The sequence below is a fragment of the Paenibacillus sp. D51F genome (assembly GCF_053345695.1).
Genome location: NZ_JBKFAO010000019.1, coordinates 26,519 through 43,480 on the forward strand (window position 1 = coordinate 26,519; position 16,962 = coordinate 43,480).

14 protein-coding genes are annotated in these 16,962 nt (G+C 55.2%); all 14 read left to right on the forward strand.

Annotated elements, in window-relative coordinates:
- Positions 1–44 precede the first annotated feature (44 nt).
- Positions 45–548 carry a 50S ribosomal protein L10 gene (gene rplJ, locus ACLBWT_RS21805; RefSeq protein ID WP_076360215.1) on the forward strand — a complete coding sequence of 168 codons (504 nt, stop codon included), beginning with the start codon at positions 45–47 and terminating at the stop codon, positions 546–548.
- 120 nt (positions 549–668) lie between these two features.
- Positions 669–1,031, forward strand: coding sequence for a 50S ribosomal protein L7/L12 (gene rplL / locus ACLBWT_RS21810; protein ID WP_447665209.1), 363 nt, complete (start codon positions 669–671; stop codon positions 1,029–1,031).
- Between the two features lie 90 nt (positions 1,032–1,121).
- A complete protein-coding gene (locus tag ACLBWT_RS21815; protein WP_447665210.1) occupies positions 1,122–1,730 on the forward strand; it encodes a class I SAM-dependent methyltransferase in 609 nt (202 codons plus the stop codon).
- A gap of 641 nt (positions 1,731–2,371) precedes the next feature.
- Positions 2,372–5,917 carry a DNA-directed RNA polymerase subunit beta gene (rpoB, locus tag ACLBWT_RS21820; RefSeq protein WP_447665211.1) on the forward strand — a complete coding sequence of 1,182 codons (3,546 nt, stop codon included), beginning with the start codon at positions 2,372–2,374 and terminating at the stop codon, positions 5,915–5,917.
- Between the two features lie 35 nt (positions 5,918–5,952).
- Complete coding sequence (gene rpoC / locus ACLBWT_RS21825; RefSeq protein ID WP_447665212.1) at positions 5,953–9,582, forward strand: DNA-directed RNA polymerase subunit beta'; 3,630 nt, start codon at positions 5,953–5,955, stop codon at positions 9,580–9,582.
- Between the two features lie 202 nt (positions 9,583–9,784).
- Positions 9,785–10,015, forward strand: a complete 231-nt coding sequence (locus ACLBWT_RS21830) for a ribosomal L7Ae/L30e/S12e/Gadd45 family protein (RefSeq protein ID WP_447665213.1) — start codon at positions 9,785–9,787, stop codon at positions 10,013–10,015.
- Between the two features lie 160 nt (positions 10,016–10,175).
- Positions 10,176–10,595 (forward strand): 30S ribosomal protein S12, encoded by a 420-nt coding sequence (gene rpsL, locus ACLBWT_RS21835; RefSeq protein ID WP_048743621.1) that lies wholly within the window; start codon positions 10,176–10,178, stop codon positions 10,593–10,595.
- Positions 10,596–10,648: 53 nt separating this feature from the next.
- Positions 10,649–11,119, forward strand: a complete 471-nt coding sequence (rpsG, locus tag ACLBWT_RS21840; protein ID WP_447665214.1) for a 30S ribosomal protein S7 — start codon at positions 10,649–10,651, stop codon at positions 11,117–11,119.
- A gap of 35 nt (positions 11,120–11,154) precedes the next feature.
- Complete coding sequence (gene fusA, locus ACLBWT_RS21845; RefSeq protein ID WP_447665215.1) at positions 11,155–13,230, forward strand: elongation factor G; 2,076 nt, start codon at positions 11,155–11,157, stop codon at positions 13,228–13,230.
- 97 nt (positions 13,231–13,327) lie between these two features.
- On the forward strand, positions 13,328–14,518 hold the full coding sequence (gene tuf / locus ACLBWT_RS21850; RefSeq protein WP_447665216.1) for an elongation factor Tu: 1,191 nt from the start codon (positions 13,328–13,330) through the stop codon (positions 14,516–14,518).
- A 505-nt stretch (positions 14,519–15,023) separates the two neighbouring features.
- Positions 15,024–15,332, forward strand: coding sequence for a 30S ribosomal protein S10 (rpsJ, locus tag ACLBWT_RS21855; RefSeq protein WP_017692074.1), 309 nt, complete (start codon positions 15,024–15,026; stop codon positions 15,330–15,332).
- A gap of 47 nt (positions 15,333–15,379) precedes the next feature.
- The gene (gene rplC, locus ACLBWT_RS21860; RefSeq protein WP_076360229.1) at positions 15,380–16,003 is read left to right on the forward strand and encodes a 50S ribosomal protein L3; all 624 of its coding nucleotides are present in this window, start codon (positions 15,380–15,382) and stop codon (positions 16,001–16,003) included.
- A 30-nt stretch (positions 16,004–16,033) separates the two neighbouring features.
- Complete coding sequence (gene rplD / locus ACLBWT_RS21865; protein ID WP_021878330.1) at positions 16,034–16,657, forward strand: 50S ribosomal protein L4; 624 nt, start codon at positions 16,034–16,036, stop codon at positions 16,655–16,657.
- Positions 16,657–16,947 (forward strand): 50S ribosomal protein L23, encoded by a 291-nt coding sequence (gene rplW, locus ACLBWT_RS21870; protein WP_447665217.1) that lies wholly within the window; start codon positions 16,657–16,659, stop codon positions 16,945–16,947. The genes rplD and rplW overlap by 1 nt, the downstream gene beginning before the upstream one ends.
- The last annotated feature ends 15 nt before the right edge of the window (positions 16,948–16,962 follow it).

Below are 16,962 nucleotides of genomic sequence, written 5' to 3' on the forward strand. Positions count from 1 at the left end.
TTCTAAAGGATGCAACGGATATCCACATCGGGAGGTGTAAACAAATGGCAAACGTAAAAGTTATCGAATCCAAGCAGCAGCAGGTGGAAGAAATCGCCGCCAAGCTGAAAGCAAGCACGACGACGGTTGTAGCTGACTACCGCGGACTGAACGTGGCTCAAGTAACGGAACTGCGCAGGCAGCTTCGCGAAGCAGGCATCGAATTCCAGGTTCTCAAAAACTCCCTCGTGCGCCGCGCGTCCGAATCCGCCGAGCTCTCCGCTCTGACGGAAGTTCTCGCGGGTCCGACGGCTATCGCCTTCGGCGCGGACGACGTCGTAGCTCCTGCAAAAATCATCTCCGACTTCGCCAAGAAAAATGACGCCCTGAAAGTAAAAGGCGGCATCCTCGAAGGCCAAGTCGTAGACGCAGCCCAAATCAAGGCGCTGGCAGACCTGCCATCCCGCGACGGCCTGCTCTCCATGCTCCTCAGCGTCCTCCAGGCTCCTATGCGCAACTTCGCGCTGGCGGTCAAAGCCGTGGCGGAAAAGCAAGAAGCAGAAGCTTAAGAACGATTTTCCTCCGTCCGGCGGCCTTCCGGCTGCCGGCAGGAATTGCTTGATCCTTTCGCCGGCATAGCCGGCATCCCAGCACCACCAAAAAAACTTATACCCAATGGAGGTTCAACCATGAGCAACGAACAAATCTTGGAAGCCATTAAAGGCATGAACGTTCTGGAACTGAACGATCTCGTTAAAGCAATCGAAGAAGAATTCGGCGTAACGGCTGCTGCACCTACGGTTGTAGCTGCTGGCGGCGGCGCTGCTGAAGTTGAAGAGCAATCCGAATTCGACGTTATCCTTATGAGCGCTGGCGCTTCCAAAATCAACGTCATCAAAGTCGTTCGCGAGCTGACGGGTCTTGGCCTGAAAGAAGCGAAAGAAGTTGTCGACAACGCTCCAAAAGCAATCAAAGAAAAAGTAGCTAAAGAAGAAGCAGAAGCTATCAAAGCTAAGCTTGAAGAAGCAGGCGCAGCTGTAGAAGTGAAATAAGCTTTCTCTTAAAAGCTTGAGAACCCCTTGGAGCCTCGCGGTTCCAAGGGGTTCTCTCTATGAGGAGGCATATCCGGAAGGAGGGACATGATGTCGGACCACTACTATTCCCGTACGCCGGGAACGCAGCAGAACCGGCAGAAGCATGAGACGGAGCTGAGAGGCTTCAGGTTTCAGTTCATGACGGACAACGGAGTCTTTTCCAAAAGCGGAATCGACTACGGCAGCCGTTTCCTCATCGAGGAGATGGAGATCGGCGAGTATGACCGCGTGCTGGATGTCGGCTGCGGCTATGGACCAATCGGTCTGACGGCAGCGCGGCTGGCTCCGCAAGGACAGGTTGTCATGCTGGATATCAATGAGCGCGCCGTGGAGCTGGCCGGAGAGAATGCGAAGCTGAATGGAATCGCCAATGTGTCCATACAGCAGAGCGATCTGTTCGAGAAGGCCGGCGGCGAGCCGTTTGATGTGATCTTGACGAATCCGCCGATTCGGGCAGGCAAAGCGACTGTTCACCGAATCTTCGAGGAAGGGTACTCGTTGCTGAAGCCCGGCGGCAGCATGTGGGTGGTCATTCAAAAGAAGCAGGGGGCTCCTTCTGCCGAAGCCAAGCTTCAGCAGCTGTTCGGCCGCGTCAAGGAAGTCGGCAAGGATAAAGGGTTCCGGATATTTAAGGCTATCCGTTCCATCGAGAATTAGCCGGCTAGCCAGATACGGTGCAATACTTGCAATGAATGTCGCCTGCTGCAGCGGAGTAAACGGAATGATCCTGGAAAAGCGCAGCGGTCGCCTTTGTCGCCGGATTCGAACCTATTCATCCGTAATGGAAGGAATCTGGCGACAACAGCGATTGGAGGGACTATCCGTATGCGAAGCGTTGGAAGAACGGCGAATGGACATACAGGGCAAGCTTCCGTTTTTGACTAGAGACTAAATTCTCATTTTTGTTGACTCGCCTTTGTCGATGTGCTATTATTATGAAATGTCAGCATTAAAATAGGCGGAATCTCTTTAGTCCGCTAAAATGTCAAGAATTATTTATTTGATGCGCAATGCATACAAAATTGGTTTTTGACGTATAATGTTTAGATTTTGGGCAAAATTACATGATAGGAGACCATGTCTTCCCTATGGTTCGTCCATGCGGGGGAGGCCGAGGTTTCAGACCGGAAGTATGCTCTTTTTTCGAAACCACTTCGATAAGGGCTTTTCTTTATTTACCACCATGGGATTGAGGCTCAAACCGGCCGGCCCGAAGGTAACCGGCTGAGGTCTGGCTAGGTCATGTTTCATGAGTGCGCTTATCACGCTGAGAAGCAGACATGAGGGGTGAGGTTAAGTTGGCAGGACAACTTGTTCAGTATGGTCGACGCACGCGCAGGAGCTATAACCGGATTCACGAAGTGCTCGAAGTCCCGAACTTGATTGAAATCCAACAAAAGTCTTATGAGAAGTTTCTGGAGAGCGATCTCCTGGAGTTGTTCCAGGATATTTCTCCAATTCAGGACTTCACGGGGAATCTTTCGTTGGAATTCATCGATTATAGCCTGGGAGAGCCTAAGTATTCCGTCGACGAGTCGAAAGAGCGCGACGTTACGTATGCAGCGCCGCTTCGCGTTAAGGTAAGGCTCCTTAACAAGGAAACGGGCGAGGTTAAGGAACAGGAAGTGTTCATGGGCGATTTTCCGCTGATGACCGAGACCGGCACCTTCATCATCAATGGTGCGGAACGCGTTATCGTCAGCCAGTTGGTACGCTCCCCCAGCGTGTACTTCAGCACCAAGGTCGACAAAAACGGCAAGCGCACTTACACGGCCACTGTCATTCCTAACCGCGGTGCTTGGCTGGAACTGGAGACGGATGCCAAGGATATCATCTACGTGCGCATCGACCGTACCCGGAAGATTCCGGTAACGGTGCTTCTTCGCGCCCTTGGATTCGGCAGCGATGCCGAAATCTTGGACTTGCTCGGACAGGACGAGTATATCAAGAACACGCTGGACAAGGATAACACCGACTCCACGGAAAAAGCCCTGATCGAGATCTACGAGCGCCTGCGTCCAGGCGAGCCGCCTACGCTGGACAATGCGAAGAGCTTGCTCGTCGCGCGCTTCTTCGACCCTAAACGTTATGATCTGGCCAATGTCGGCCGTTACAAGATCAATAAAAAGCTCCACATTAAGAACCGACTGTTCAACCAGCGTCTGGCTGAAACCCTCGTGGACAACGAGACGGGCGAAATTCTGGCCGAAGCCGGCCAAATGATCGACCGCCGCCTGCTGGATGAGCTGCTTCCATTCCTGGAAAAACAGCTGAACAGCAACACGTACCACGTCGCCAACGGCGTTCTGGATGCGGATAGTATCCCACTGCAGACGGTGAGCGTATTCGCTCCCAACGAAGATGGCAAAATCATCAAGGTCATTTCCAATGACGTCATCGACAAATCGGTCAAACATATTACGCCGGCCGACATCATCTCGTCGATCAACTACTTCATCAATCTGCTGCACGGCGTAGGCAGCACGGACGATATCGACCATCTGGGCAACCGCCGCCTGCGTTCCGTCGGCGAGCTGCTGCAGAACCAGTTCCGGATCGGTCTCTCCCGCATGGAGCGCGTCGTCCGCGAGCGCATGTCGATTCAGGATGCCAACGCGATCACGCCGCAGGCGCTGATCAACATCCGTCCGGTCATCGCATCCATCAAGGAGTTTTTCGGCTCTTCCCAGCTGTCGCAGTTCATGGACCAGACGAACCCTCTGGCCGAGCTGACGCACAAACGCCGTCTGTCCGCACTCGGACCCGGCGGTCTGACCCGGGAACGCGCCGGCATGGAAGTCCGAGACGTCCATCACTCCCACTATGGGCGGATGTGTCCGATCGAGACGCCTGAGGGACCGAACATCGGTCTGATCAACTCCTTGTCCAGCTTCGCCCGCATCAACGAGTACGGCTTCATCGAAGCTCCGTACCGCTGGGTGGATCCGAAGACAGCTGTGGTCACGGAGCAGATCGCTTACCTGACCGCGGATGAGGAAGACAACTACGTCATCGCACAGGCAAACGCCCTCCTGACGGAAGACAGCAAGTTCGTCGACGATCAGGTCGTCGTCCGCTACAACAAGCAGGCCGACAACATCCTGACGATGCCGACCGAGCGCGTCGACTACATGGACGTATCGCCGAAGCAGGTCGTATCCGTCGCGACGGCTCTGATTCCGTTCCTCGAGAACGATGACTCCAACCGCGCGCTCATGGGGTCCAACATGCAGCGGCAAGCGGTGCCTCTGCTCATTCCGAAGGCGCCTCTTGTCGGCACCGGCATGGAGCACAAGTCCGCGAAGGATTCCGGCGTCTGCATCGTCGCCAAGCATGACGGCATCATCGAGCGCTCCTCGGCCAACGAGATTTGGCTGCGCCGCGTCGAGATGGTGGACGGCAAGCAGGTTACGGGCGATCTCGTGAAGCACAAGCTGCACAAGTTCATGCGCTCCAACCAAGGCACTTGCATCAACCAGCGTCCGCTGGCGCGCAAGGGCGACATCGTCAAGAAAGGCGATATCCTCGCCGACGGTCCTTCGACCGAGCAGGGCGAGCTGGCTCTGGGCCGCAACGTCGTCGTTGCCTTCATGACATGGGAAGGCTACAACTACGAGGATGCCATCCTGCTCAGCGAGAAGCTTGTGAAGGAAGACGTGTACACGTCCATCCACATTGAAGAATACGAGTCCGAAGCCCGCGACACGAAGCTCGGACCTGAAGAAATCACGCGCGACATCCCGAACGTCGGCGAAGAAGCGCTCAAGAACCTCGACGAGCGCGGCATCATCCGCGTCGGCGCCGAGATCAGCGCTGGGGACATCCTCGTCGGCAAAGTAACGCCTAAGGGCGTAACGGAGCTGACGGCTGAAGAGCGCCTGCTGCACGCCATCTTCGGCGAAAAAGCGCGCGAAGTCCGCGACACGAGCCTGCGCGTGCCTCACGGCACGGACGGCATCGTCGTCGACGTCAAAGTGTTCACCCGCGAGAACGGCGACGAGCTGCCTCCTGGCGTGAACCAGCTGGTCCGTGTCTACATCGCCCAGAAGCGTAAAATCTCCGAAGGCGACAAAATGGCCGGACGCCACGGCAACAAGGGCGTCATCGCCCGCATCCTGCCGGAAGAGGATATGCCTTTCCTGCCGGACGGAACGCCTGTAGAAGTCGTTCTGAACCCGCTGGGCGTACCTTCCCGGATGAACATCGGCCAGGTGCTCGAGGTCCATCTCGGCATGGCCTGCAAGCGTCTGGGCATCCACGCCGCTACGCCGGTATTCGACGGAGCGCGCGAGTACGACGTGTTCGACACGATGGAAGAATCGGGCATGCAGCGCAACGGCAAGACGGTTCTGTATGACGGACGCACGGGCGAGACGTTCGAGCGCGAAGTCACCGTCGGCGTCATGTACATGATCAAGCTGGCGCACATGGTCGACGACAAGATCCACGCCCGTTCCACGGGTCCATACTCGCTCGTAACGCAGCAGCCTCTCGGCGGCAAAGCCCAGTTCGGCGGCCAGCGCTTCGGCGAGATGGAAGTATGGGCGCTCGAGGCCTATGGCGCGGCTTACACCCTCCAGGAGATCCTGACGGTCAAATCCGACGACGTGGTCGGCCGGGTGAAGACGTATGAATCGATCGTGAAGGGCGAGAACGTGCCGGAGCCGGGCGTTCCGGAGTCGTTCAAGGTCTTGATCAAAGAGCTGCAGTCTCTCGGCATGGACGTCAAAATCCTGAACGAGGACGAAAACGAGATCGAAATGAGAGAAATCGACGACGAGGACGAAGGCGCCAGCGACAAGCTGAACCTCAACCTGGAAGGCGCCGAAGCTGGCGCGGAATAAGCCTAAGGCATACTTGAACTAAGGAGGGTTGCTCCTTGTTGGATGTGAACAACTTCGAGTACATGAAGATCGGCCTTGCATCGCCGGAGAAGATTCGCTCTTGGTCCCGCGGAGAAGTCAAGAAGCCGGAGACCATTAACTATAGGACGCTCAAGCCGGAGAAGGAAGGGCTCTTCTGCGAGAAGATCTTTGGCCCGACCAAGGATTGGGAATGCCACTGCGGCAAGTACAAGCGCGTCCGCTACAAAGGCGTCGTCTGCGATCGCTGCGGCGTTGAAGTCACCCGTGCCAAAGTGCGCCGCGAGCGCATGGGACACATCGAGCTTGCCGCTCCTGTCTCCCATATCTGGTACTTCAAAGGAATTCCTAGCCGGATGGGGCTGGCTCTCGACATGTCGCCCCGTTCGCTCGAGGAAATCATCTACTTTGCAAGCTATGTCGTGACGGATCCGGGCGAAACCCCGCTGGAGAAAAAGCAGCTTCTGTCCGAGAAGGAATACCGCAGCTACCGCGAGAAATACGGCTACGGATTCCAAGCCGGCATGGGCGCTGAAGCCGTCAAGAAGCTGCTTCAGGACATCGACGTCGAGCGTGAGCTGGATCAGCTCAAGGAAGAGCTGCGCACGGCCCAAGGCCAGCGCCGCAACCGCGCCATCAAGCGTCTCGAAGTCATCGAGGCGTTCCGCCATTCCGGCAACAAGCCGGATTGGATGATCCTCGACGTGCTCCCGGTCATTCCGCCGGAGCTTCGCCCGATGGTTCAGCTGGACGGCGGACGCTTTGCGACTTCCGACCTCAACGACCTGTACCGCCGCGTCATCAACCGCAACAACCGTCTGAAGCGCCTGCTTGATCTCGGCGCTCCCGACATCATCGTGCAGAATGAGAAGCGCATGCTGCAGGAAGCTGTCGATGCCCTCATCGACAACGGCCGCCGCGGCCGTCCGGTTACGGGTCCCGGCAACCGTCCCCTGAAATCCCTCAGCCATATGCTGAAGGGCAAGCAGGGCCGCTTCCGCCAGAACCTTCTCGGCAAGCGCGTCGACTACTCCGGCCGTTCCGTTATCGTTGTCGGACCGAGCCTGAAGATGTACCAATGCGGCCTTCCGAAGGAAATGGCGCTGGAGCTCTTCAAGCCGTTCGTCATGAAAGAACTGGTCAACAAAGGGCTCGCCCACAACATCAAGAGCGCCAAGCGCAAAGTCGAGCGCGTCAGCGCCGAAGTGTGGGACGTTCTTGAAGAAGTCATCAAGGAGCATCCGGTTCTCTTGAACCGTGCCCCTACGCTTCACAGACTCGGAATCCAGGCTTTCGAGCCGATCCTTGTCGAAGGACGCGCCATCAAGCTTCACCCGCTCGTATGTACGGCTTACAACGCCGACTTCGACGGCGACCAGATGGCCGTTCACGTTCCGCTGTCCGCGGAAGCGCAGGCGGAAGCCCGCCTTCTGATGCTGGCGGCAGGCAACATCCTCAACCCTAAGGACGGCAAGCCGGTCGTAACTCCGTCCCAGGATATGGTCCTCGGCTCCTTCTATCTGACGATGGACAACAAGGAAGCCCAAGGATCCGGCTCTGTCTTCGGCTCCGTCAACGAAGCCGTTTCCGCTTATCAGCGGGGCATCGTGTCGCTGCATGCGCGCATCTTCATTCCGGCGAAGGTCCTCAAGAAGGATGCCTTCACGGATCAGCAGAACAGCTCGCTCATCTCGACGACGGTCGGCAAAGTCATCTTCAACGAGATCTTCCCGAGCTCGTTCCCTTACATCAACGAGGCTACCAAGACCAACTTGATGGACGGAACGCCGGATAAATATTTCGTGTACGAAAAAGGCGCGGACCTGAACTCCTTCCTGGACAACGTGCCGCAAATGGGCGCTGTCGGCAAGGAATACCTCGGTCTTCTGATCGCGGAATGCTTCCGCCAGTACCACACGACCAAGACGTCGGTCATCCTTGACAAGATCAAGGAGCTCGGATTTACGTACTCGACCCGCGCGGGCATCACGGTAGCCGTCTCCGACGTCATCGTGCCGCCGGAGAAGGAAGAAATCCTGAAGCAATCCGACGAGAAGGTCAAAGTCGTGACGAACCAATACCGTCGCGGCCTGATCACCAACGAAGAGCGTTATGACCGCGTCATCGAGATCTGGAGCAAGACAAAAGACCAGATTACCGAAATCCTCATGAAATCGATGGACCGCTATAACTCCATCATGCTCATGGTGGACTCCAAGGCGCGGGGTAACAAATCGCAGATCACCCAGCTGGGCGGCATGCGTGGTCTGATGGCCAACCCATCCGGCCGCATCATCGAGCTCCCGATCAAGTCGAACTTCCGTGAAGGCCTGACGGTACTCGAGTACTACATCTCGACTCACGGCGCGCGTAAAGGTCTTGCCGATACCGCCCTCCGTACAGCCGACTCCGGTTACCTGACCCGCCGTCTCGTCGACGTCGCCCAGGACGTTATCGTCCGCGAGGACGATTGCGGCACGGACAAAGGCATCACGGTCGCCAAGATTCAGGACGGCAAGGAAGTCATCGAGGATCTGTACGACCGTATCGAGGGCCGCTATTCCTTCGAGACGATCCGTCATCCGCAGACGGGAGAAGTCATCGTTGCCCGCAACGATCTCATCGACGCCGAGAAGGCCGATGCGATCGTCGATGCAGGCGTAGAGAAGCTTCAGATCCGTTCCGTACTGAGCTGCCGCGCCCGTCACGGCGTCTGCAAGATCTGCTACGGCCGCAACCTGGCGACAGGCAAGCATGTAGAGATCGGCGAAGCCGTAGGCATCATCGCGGCTCAATCGATCGGCGAGCCGGGAACCCAGCTCACCATGCGTACGTTCCATACCGGCGGCGTTGCCGGCGACGACATCACGCAAGGTCTGCCGCGTATCCAGGAGCTCTTCGAGGCGCGTAACCCTAAAGGCCAAGCGATCATCAGCGAACTGGACGGCGTCGTGAAGAGCATCCGCGAAACGAAGGACCGCCGTGAGATCGAAGTTCAAGGCGAAGCCGAGTCCAAAGTGTATCCGGTCAGCTACGGTTCCCGGATCCGCGTCATCGAAGGCCAGCATCTGGAAGCCGGCGACGAGCTGACAGACGGCTCCATCGATCCGAAGGAAATGCTGCGCATCAAAGGCATCCGCGGGGTACAGAACTACATCCTGCAGGAAGTTCAGCGCGTATACCGGAACCAAGGCGTAGAAATCAACGACAAGCACGTCGAAGTCATGATCAAGCAGATGCTCCGCAAAATCCGCATCGTCGATGCCGGCGACACGAAGCTTCTGCCTGGCGCGTTTGTCGATGTGCATGAATACGAAGCAGCCAACCGCGAAGTGCTTCTGTCCGGCCGCGAGCCGGCAGTCGCCAAGCCGGTACTGCTCGGCATCACCAAGGCTTCCCTGGAGACGGATTCGTTCCTTTCCGCGGCATCCTTCCAGGAAACGACCCGCGTCCTGACCGACGCTGCCATCAAAGGCAAGGTCGACCAGCTGCTCGGCCTCAAGGAGAACGTCATCATCGGCAAGCTGATCCCTGCCGGTACGGGCATGAACCGTTACCGCAGCATCCGCTTCGTCGGCCAAGAGGACGAACTCGAGACCGCAGTTGCGGAAGCCGAGCTCAGCGAGACGGTTCCGGTCGAATCCTAATTCGACGGAGCCTTGCAACACCGCTCAACATCAGCAGCTGCCCGGCCTTCGGGCGGCTGCTCTTTTATGGGCGTGCTCTTGAAACCGGAATATCTTTTGATCAAATGGACATGCCCATCTTGACATGGGGATAAGTCTAGTGCTACTATATCGAAGTGTGCCTGTGAGTGGATTTCTGTGCTTAAGCAAGGATGGTGAATCCATGGCTTACAAGATTGGCACGAAGCAGACGACCAAGACCGTTGAATCAGGCAAGGCGATTCACGTCTATGTAGCCAGAGACGCTGATGACAGGCTGACCGGCGCTATCGTCGAGTTATGCGGAAGAATGAGCGTGCCAGTGACTTGGACGGAGACGATGACCGATCTCGGAGAGCAATGCGGGATTGAAGTCGGAGCCGCGATGGCAGCAATGGTTGGAGATGAAGAGTAGGAACGTTGTTTTTGCCGGTAAGGTTCGGATTTTTCCGCTCAATACGTCAGGCAAAAACTTTTGTTTGTCCAAAGATGAACCGCCTGGATCTGTGGGCTTAAATAATGAGCGTCAATCAGTTCAGCGTTTCATGAATTATGGGAAGGGGGTGGCAACCGACATGCCAACAATTAACCAACTGGTCCGCAAGGGCCGTCAAGCAAAAGTGGTCAAGTCCAAATCGCCAGCACTGCAGCGGGGATTCAATGCCCTGAAGCGTGAGGCTACGGAAATCAGCGCTCCGCAAAAACGCGGTGTCTGCACTCGCGTAGGCACGATGACTCCGAAGAAGCCTAACTCCGCACTTCGCAAATACGCTCGTGTTCGTCTGACGAACCGCGTAGAGGTTACGGCTTACATTCCGGGTATCGGACACAACCTGCAAGAGCACAGCGTCGTTCTGATTCGCGGCGGACGTGTAAAAGACCTTCCGGGCGTACGTTACCATATCGTTCGCGGTGCATTGGATACGGCTGGCGTCAACAACCGTATGCAAGCTCGTTCCAAATATGGCGCGAAGCGTCCTAAAGTTAAAAAGTAATACTTTTATAAACTTCAACTTATTAGATACTGAGGGAAAGGGGGACTTGCTACATGCCACGTAAAGGTCCTGTAACAAAACGCGACGTACTGCCGGATCCTATGTACAACAGCAAGCTCGTTACGCGTCTCATCAACCGCATCATGATCGACGGCAAACGCGGTGTTGCTGCAACACTGCTGTACGATGCCTTCAAACTGATTCAAGAACGCTCCGGTAAAGATCCGATGGAAGTATTCGAAGCAGCCCTGAAGAACATCATGCCTGTACTGGAAGTTAAAGCCCGCCGTGTAGGCGGCGCCAACTACCAGGTGCCGATCGAAGTTAAACCTGAGCGCCGTACCGCGCTTGGTCTCCGTTGGCTCGTGAACTACTCGCGCAACCGCGGGGAGAAAACGATGGAAGAGCGTCTTGCAGCTGAAATTCTCGACGCTTCCAACAACACCGGCGCTTCCGTTAAAAAACGCGAAGACACGCACAAAATGGCGGAAGCCAACAAAGCATTCGCTCACTACCGCTGGTAGGATTCTAGCAGTACAATTTGAAGGGAGACATTCCAATGGCAAGAGAGTTCTCCTTGGCAAATACGCGTAACATCGGGATTATGGCGCATATCGATGCGGGTAAAACCACCACGACCGAACGGATCCTGTTCTACACAGGCCGTACCCACAAAATCGGCGAAGTGCACGAAGGTGCAGCGACGATGGACTGGATGGAACAAGAGCAGGAGCGCGGCATCACGATCACGTCTGCCGCGACGACCGCTCAGTGGAAGGGCAACCGCATCAATATCATCGACACCCCGGGACACGTTGACTTCACCGTTGAAGTTGAACGTTCCCTGCGCGTATTGGACGGGGCAGTTGGTGTTTTCAGTGCAAAGGAAGGCGTAGAGCCTCAGTCCGAAACCGTATGGCGCCAGGCTGACCGCTACAACGTTCCGCGGATTGCTTACATCAACAAAATGGACATCATCGGCGCTGACTTCCTGAATGTCATCAAAGACATGCGCGATCGTCTGCAAGCCAATGCTGTTGCGATTCAACTGCCGATCGGCGCCGAGAATGATTTTGTCGGCGTAATCGATCTCGTTGAACGTGTTGCCTACAAATACAAAGACGACCTCGGGAAAGATCCTGAGCAAGTCGAAATTCCTGCCGAGTTGGCTGACCAAGCCGAAGAGCTCCGCGCAGAACTGGTCGAGAAAGTAGCCGAGCTGGACGAAGAACTCATGATGAAGTATCTGGAAGGCGAAGAAATCACCATTCCAGAACTCAAAGCAGCGCTCCGCCAAGGCGTCATTGAAGTGAAGATCTTCCCGGTCATCGCTGGCTCCTCGTACCGCAACAAAGGCGTGCAAATGATGCTGGATGCAGTCGTTGACTATCTGCCGGCTCCAATCGACGTTCCTGCTATCAAGGGTACCCTTGAGGATGGTACGGAGACGACCCGCGAATCTTCCGACGAAGCGCCGTTCTCGGCTCTCGCATTCAAAATCATGACGGATCCTTTCGTCGGCAAGCTGACCTTCTTCCGCGTTTACTCCGGCGTACTGAACTCCGGTTCTTACGTTGTCAACGCAACGAAGGGCAAGCGCGAACGGGTCGGACGTATTCTTCAAATGCATGCGAACAGCCGTCAAGAGATCAGCTCGGTATACTCCGGCGATATCGCCGCTGCAGTAGGCCTCAAGGATACGACGACTGGCGATACGCTGTGTGATGAGAAGAATCCGGTCATCCTCGAATCCATGAACTTCCCTGAGCCGGTTATCCAACTCGCGGTTGAGCCTAAGACCAAGGCTGACCAAGACAAGATGGGTATCGCTCTGCAGAAGCTCTCGGAAGAGGATCCGACGTTCCGTGCTCATACGGACGAAGAAACGGGACAAACGATCATCGCAGGCATGGGTGAGCTTCACCTTGAAATCCTCGTTGACCGCATGCTCCGCGAATTCAAAGTAGAGACGAACGTTGGTAAACCGCAAGTAGCTTACCGTGAGACCTTCCGTCAAGCGGCTAAGGTCGAAGGCAAGTTCGTTCGCCAATCCGGCGGTCGCGGTCAATTCGGCCACGTGTGGATCGAATTCGAACCACTCGAGCCGGGCAGCGGTTTCGTCTTCGAGAACAAAGTCGTCGGTGGCGTCGTACCTCGTGAATTCATCGGCCCAACTCAAGCGGGTATTGAAGAGTCCATGAAGAATGGTGTCATTGCCGGCTTCCCGCTGGTCGACATCAAAGCTACGATCGTCGACGGATCCTATCATGACGTCGACTCCTCGGAGATGGCGTTCAAGATTGCAGGCTCCATGGCCCTCAAGGCTGCGAAAGACAAGTGTAAACCTGTCATTCTCGAGCCGATCATGAAGGTCGAAGTCACGATCCCAGAAGAGTACATGGGCGACGTCATGGGCATGCTGAACTCCCGTCGCGGACGCATCGAAGGCATGGATTCGCGCGCAGGCGCGCAAATCGTTCGTGCCAAGGTGCCTCTCGCCGAGATGTTCGGATATTCCACGACCCTTCGCTCCGGTACCCAAGGTCGCGGCGTGTTCTCCATGGAACTCTCCCACTACGAAGAAGTTCCGAAATCGATCCAAGAAGAGATTGTTTCCAAGAGCAAATCGGAGTAATCTCTATATAGGTTCGCTGTGACAGGCGAAGAACCGCTTGCGGTGTTCGTCTGTCACCTAACATAAACTTTCCTGACCTTAAGGAGGATTAAGTTCAATGGCAAAAGCTAAATTTGAACGTAATAAACCGCACGTTAACATCGGTACGATCGGTCACGTCGACCATGGTAAAACGACGCTGACGGCTGCCATCACGACTGTTCTTTCCAAAAAATACGGCGGTGTAGCTACGGCTTTCGACCAAATCGACAAAGCTCCAGAAGAGCGCGAGCGCGGTATCACGATCTCGACGGCTCACGTTGAGTACGAAACGCCTAACCGTCACTATGCACACGTTGACTGCCCAGGCCACGCCGACTATGTTAAAAACATGATCACCGGCGCAGCTCAAATGGACGGCGCGATCCTGGTTGTATCCGCAGCTGACGGCCCTATGCCGCAAACGCGCGAGCACATCCTGCTCTCCCGCCAAGTAGGCGTGCCTTACATCGTCGTATTCCTGAACAAATGCGACATGGTTGAAGACGAAGAGCTCCTCGAGCTGGTTGAGATGGAAGTTCGCGACCTTCTTAACGAGTATGAGTTCCCAGGCGACGACACTCCAATCATCCGCGGCGCTGCTCGTGAAGCTCTGCAAAACCCAGAAGGTCCTTGGGCTGAAAAAATCATCGAGCTCTTCGAGCAAGTTGATACTTACATCCCGACTCCTGAGCGCGACACGGCTAAGCCTTTCCTTATGCCTGTCGAGGACGTGTTCACGATCACGGGCCGTGGTACGGTTGCAACTGGCCGTATCGACCGTGGCGTAGTCAAAGTCTCCGATGAAGTTGAAATCATCGGTCTGGCTGAAGAATCCCGCAAATCCGTCGTTACGGGCGTGGAAATGTTCCGCAAGCTGATGGACTCCGCTCAAGCGGGCGACAACATCGGCGCACTGCTTCGCGGTGTTGACCGTAAAGACATCGAGCGTGGACAAGTTCTGGCTAAACCGGGTTCGGTTAAGCCGCACACGAACTTCACGGCTCAAATCTACGTCCTGACTAAAGAAGAGGGCGGACGTCACAAGCCTTTCTTCACAGGCTACCGTCCACAGTTCTACTTCCGTACAACGGACGTAACGGGCATCATCAACCTGCCTGAAGGTACGGAAATGGTTATGCCTGGCGACAACATCACGGTTACCGTTGAACTGATCGCTCCAATCGCTATCGAAGAAGGAACTCGCTTCTCGATCCGCGAAGGCGGCCGTACGGTAGGCGCTGGCGCCGTAGCAACCATCCAAAAATAATGATCCTGCAGCATTAGCTGCGGATCGGACAAGCCCCCGCTTCGGCGGGGGCTTTTTTTGTTTTCCATCTTATTTCTATAATCTATCCAGCGCTTAGGTTTGGTGTTTAACGGGAAGTGGAATGGGGTGGATGAGCGTCTCTCACCTATATGACCATAGAAGGCATGTTGATTACGCATCTCTATTTCTATAGAAGGAACTCAATCGAATCTCTCTATTGCAGGTAGGAATCCAATCATCCGACATCTCGTATCCGTGCTAAGCCTTCATCGAAAAAAACGGCCTATAGAAGGCTTTTCAGAGCAAAAGAAGGAAACATAAGCGCAAGCCTATTTACATGTTGCATTAGCATGTGTGACGTGATAAAATATTGTCTGTTGGTCTGTGACGTTGCGATGATGCGGGAGGTTGCTGACACACCCGGCTCCTTTGCCATGGAGCATGTGTAAGGAGTTCACGCGGAGTATGTCCGATACTAAATTGGGCGATAGAAGGAGGGACTTATATGGCAAAGCAAAAGATTCGTATTCGCTTGAAAGCATACGATCACCGCATTCTTGATCAGTCTGCAGAGAAAATCGTTGAAACTGCAAAACGTTCCGGGGCAGGCGTTTCCGGTCCGATTCCGCTTCCGACGGAAAAGCAAATCATCACCATTCTCCGTGCAGTACACAAGTACAAGGATTCGCGCGAGCAATTCGAACAGCGTACGCATAAGCGTCTGATCGATATTGTGAACCCGACTCCGCAAACGGTCGATGCTCTGATGCGCCTGGACCTGCCGTCCGGTGTAGATATCGAAATCAAACTGTAAGTTATCCACAAGCGCAAGCTAAAGTGAGAACGAAATGAGGTGTCAACATGAAGGGTATCTTAGGTAAAAAGCTCGGAATGACGCAAGTGTTCACAGCTGAAGGTAATGTCGTGCCAGTCACGGTTATCGAAGCCGGCCCATGCGTCGTCCTGCAAAAGAAAGACCAAGAAAATGATGGCTACGAAGCTGTTCAGCTCGGTTTCTCTGACAAAAAAGAGAAAAACGCCAACAAGCCGCAAGTCGGCCATGCCAAAAAAGCCAATACGGCTCCTAAGCGCTACGTTCGTGAGATTCGTGGCATCAGCCTGGGCGAATACGAAGTTGGCCAAGAAATCAAAGCTGACCTGTTCGTTGAAGGCGAGTTCGTTGACGTGACGGGCGTATCCAAAGGCAAAGGCTTCCAAGGCGTTATCAAACGCTGGGGACAAAGCCGCGGCCCTATGGCGCACGGTTCGCGTTACCACCGCGGTCCTGGTTCGATGGGTTCCATCCAAGCGAACCGCGTACCGAAAGGCAAGCGCCTTCCGGGACATATGGGCCATGAGACGATTACGATTCAGAAGCTTGAAGTCGTACGCGTCGATGCTGAACGCAACGTACTGCTCGTTAAAGGCTCCATTCCGGGTCCTAAAAACAGCTTCGTTAAAATCAAACAAACGGTGAAGAAATAACTAGCCGCCTGAAGAAAGGAGGAACAAGCTATGCCTAAAGTAGATGTGGTAAATGTGAGCGGCGCAAAAGTCGGCGACATCGAGCTCTCCGAGCATGTCTTCGGCATCGAGCCTAACACTCACGTACTGCATAGCGCAGTTCTGCTGCAACAAGCAGCCGAGCGCGCTGGCACGCACAAAACCAAAGGACGCTCCGAAGTTCGCGGCGGTGGCCGCAAGCCTTGGAAGCAAAAAGGAACCGGACGCGCGCGTCAAGGCTCCATCCGCTCCCCGCAATGGGTTGGCGGCGGTACGGTATTCGGACCGACTCCGCGCAGCTACAGCTTCAAGCTGCCACGCAAAGTTCGTCGTCTGGCTATTCGTTCGGCACTGTCTTCCAAAGTCATCGCTAGCGAGCTGATCGTTCTCGATCAACTGAGCTTCGCTGCTCCGAAGACCAAGGAATTCCAAGCCGTTCTGAACAACCTCAAAGTAGGCCGCAAAGCGCTCGTCGTAACGGCTGAATTCGAGAACAACGTGGCTCTGTCCGCCCGCAACATTCCTGGTGTGAAGTTCGTCGCAGCCTCGGGCATCAATGTTCTGGATGTGCTGTCGCATGACCAACTCATCATCACCAAGGATGCGGTCGAGAAAGTACAGGAGGTGCTTGCGTAATGAAAGATCCACGCGATATTATCAAGCGCCCGGTTATCACGGAACAGACAACTGAGCTCATGAGCGCAAAACGCTATGTGTTCGAAGTTGACATCCGTGCCAACAAAACGGAAATCAAAGCTGCCATCGAGCAGATCTTCAGCGTTAAAGTGACGAACGTGAACACGCTTCGCGTGCCAGCCAAGCCTAAGCGCTACGGCCGTCATTCCGGATACACGTCCGAGTGGAAGAAAGCCTTCGTTCAACTGAGCGAAGACAGCAAAGAGCTGGAATTCTTCGAGTCGGTCTAACCTGACAAGATAAGG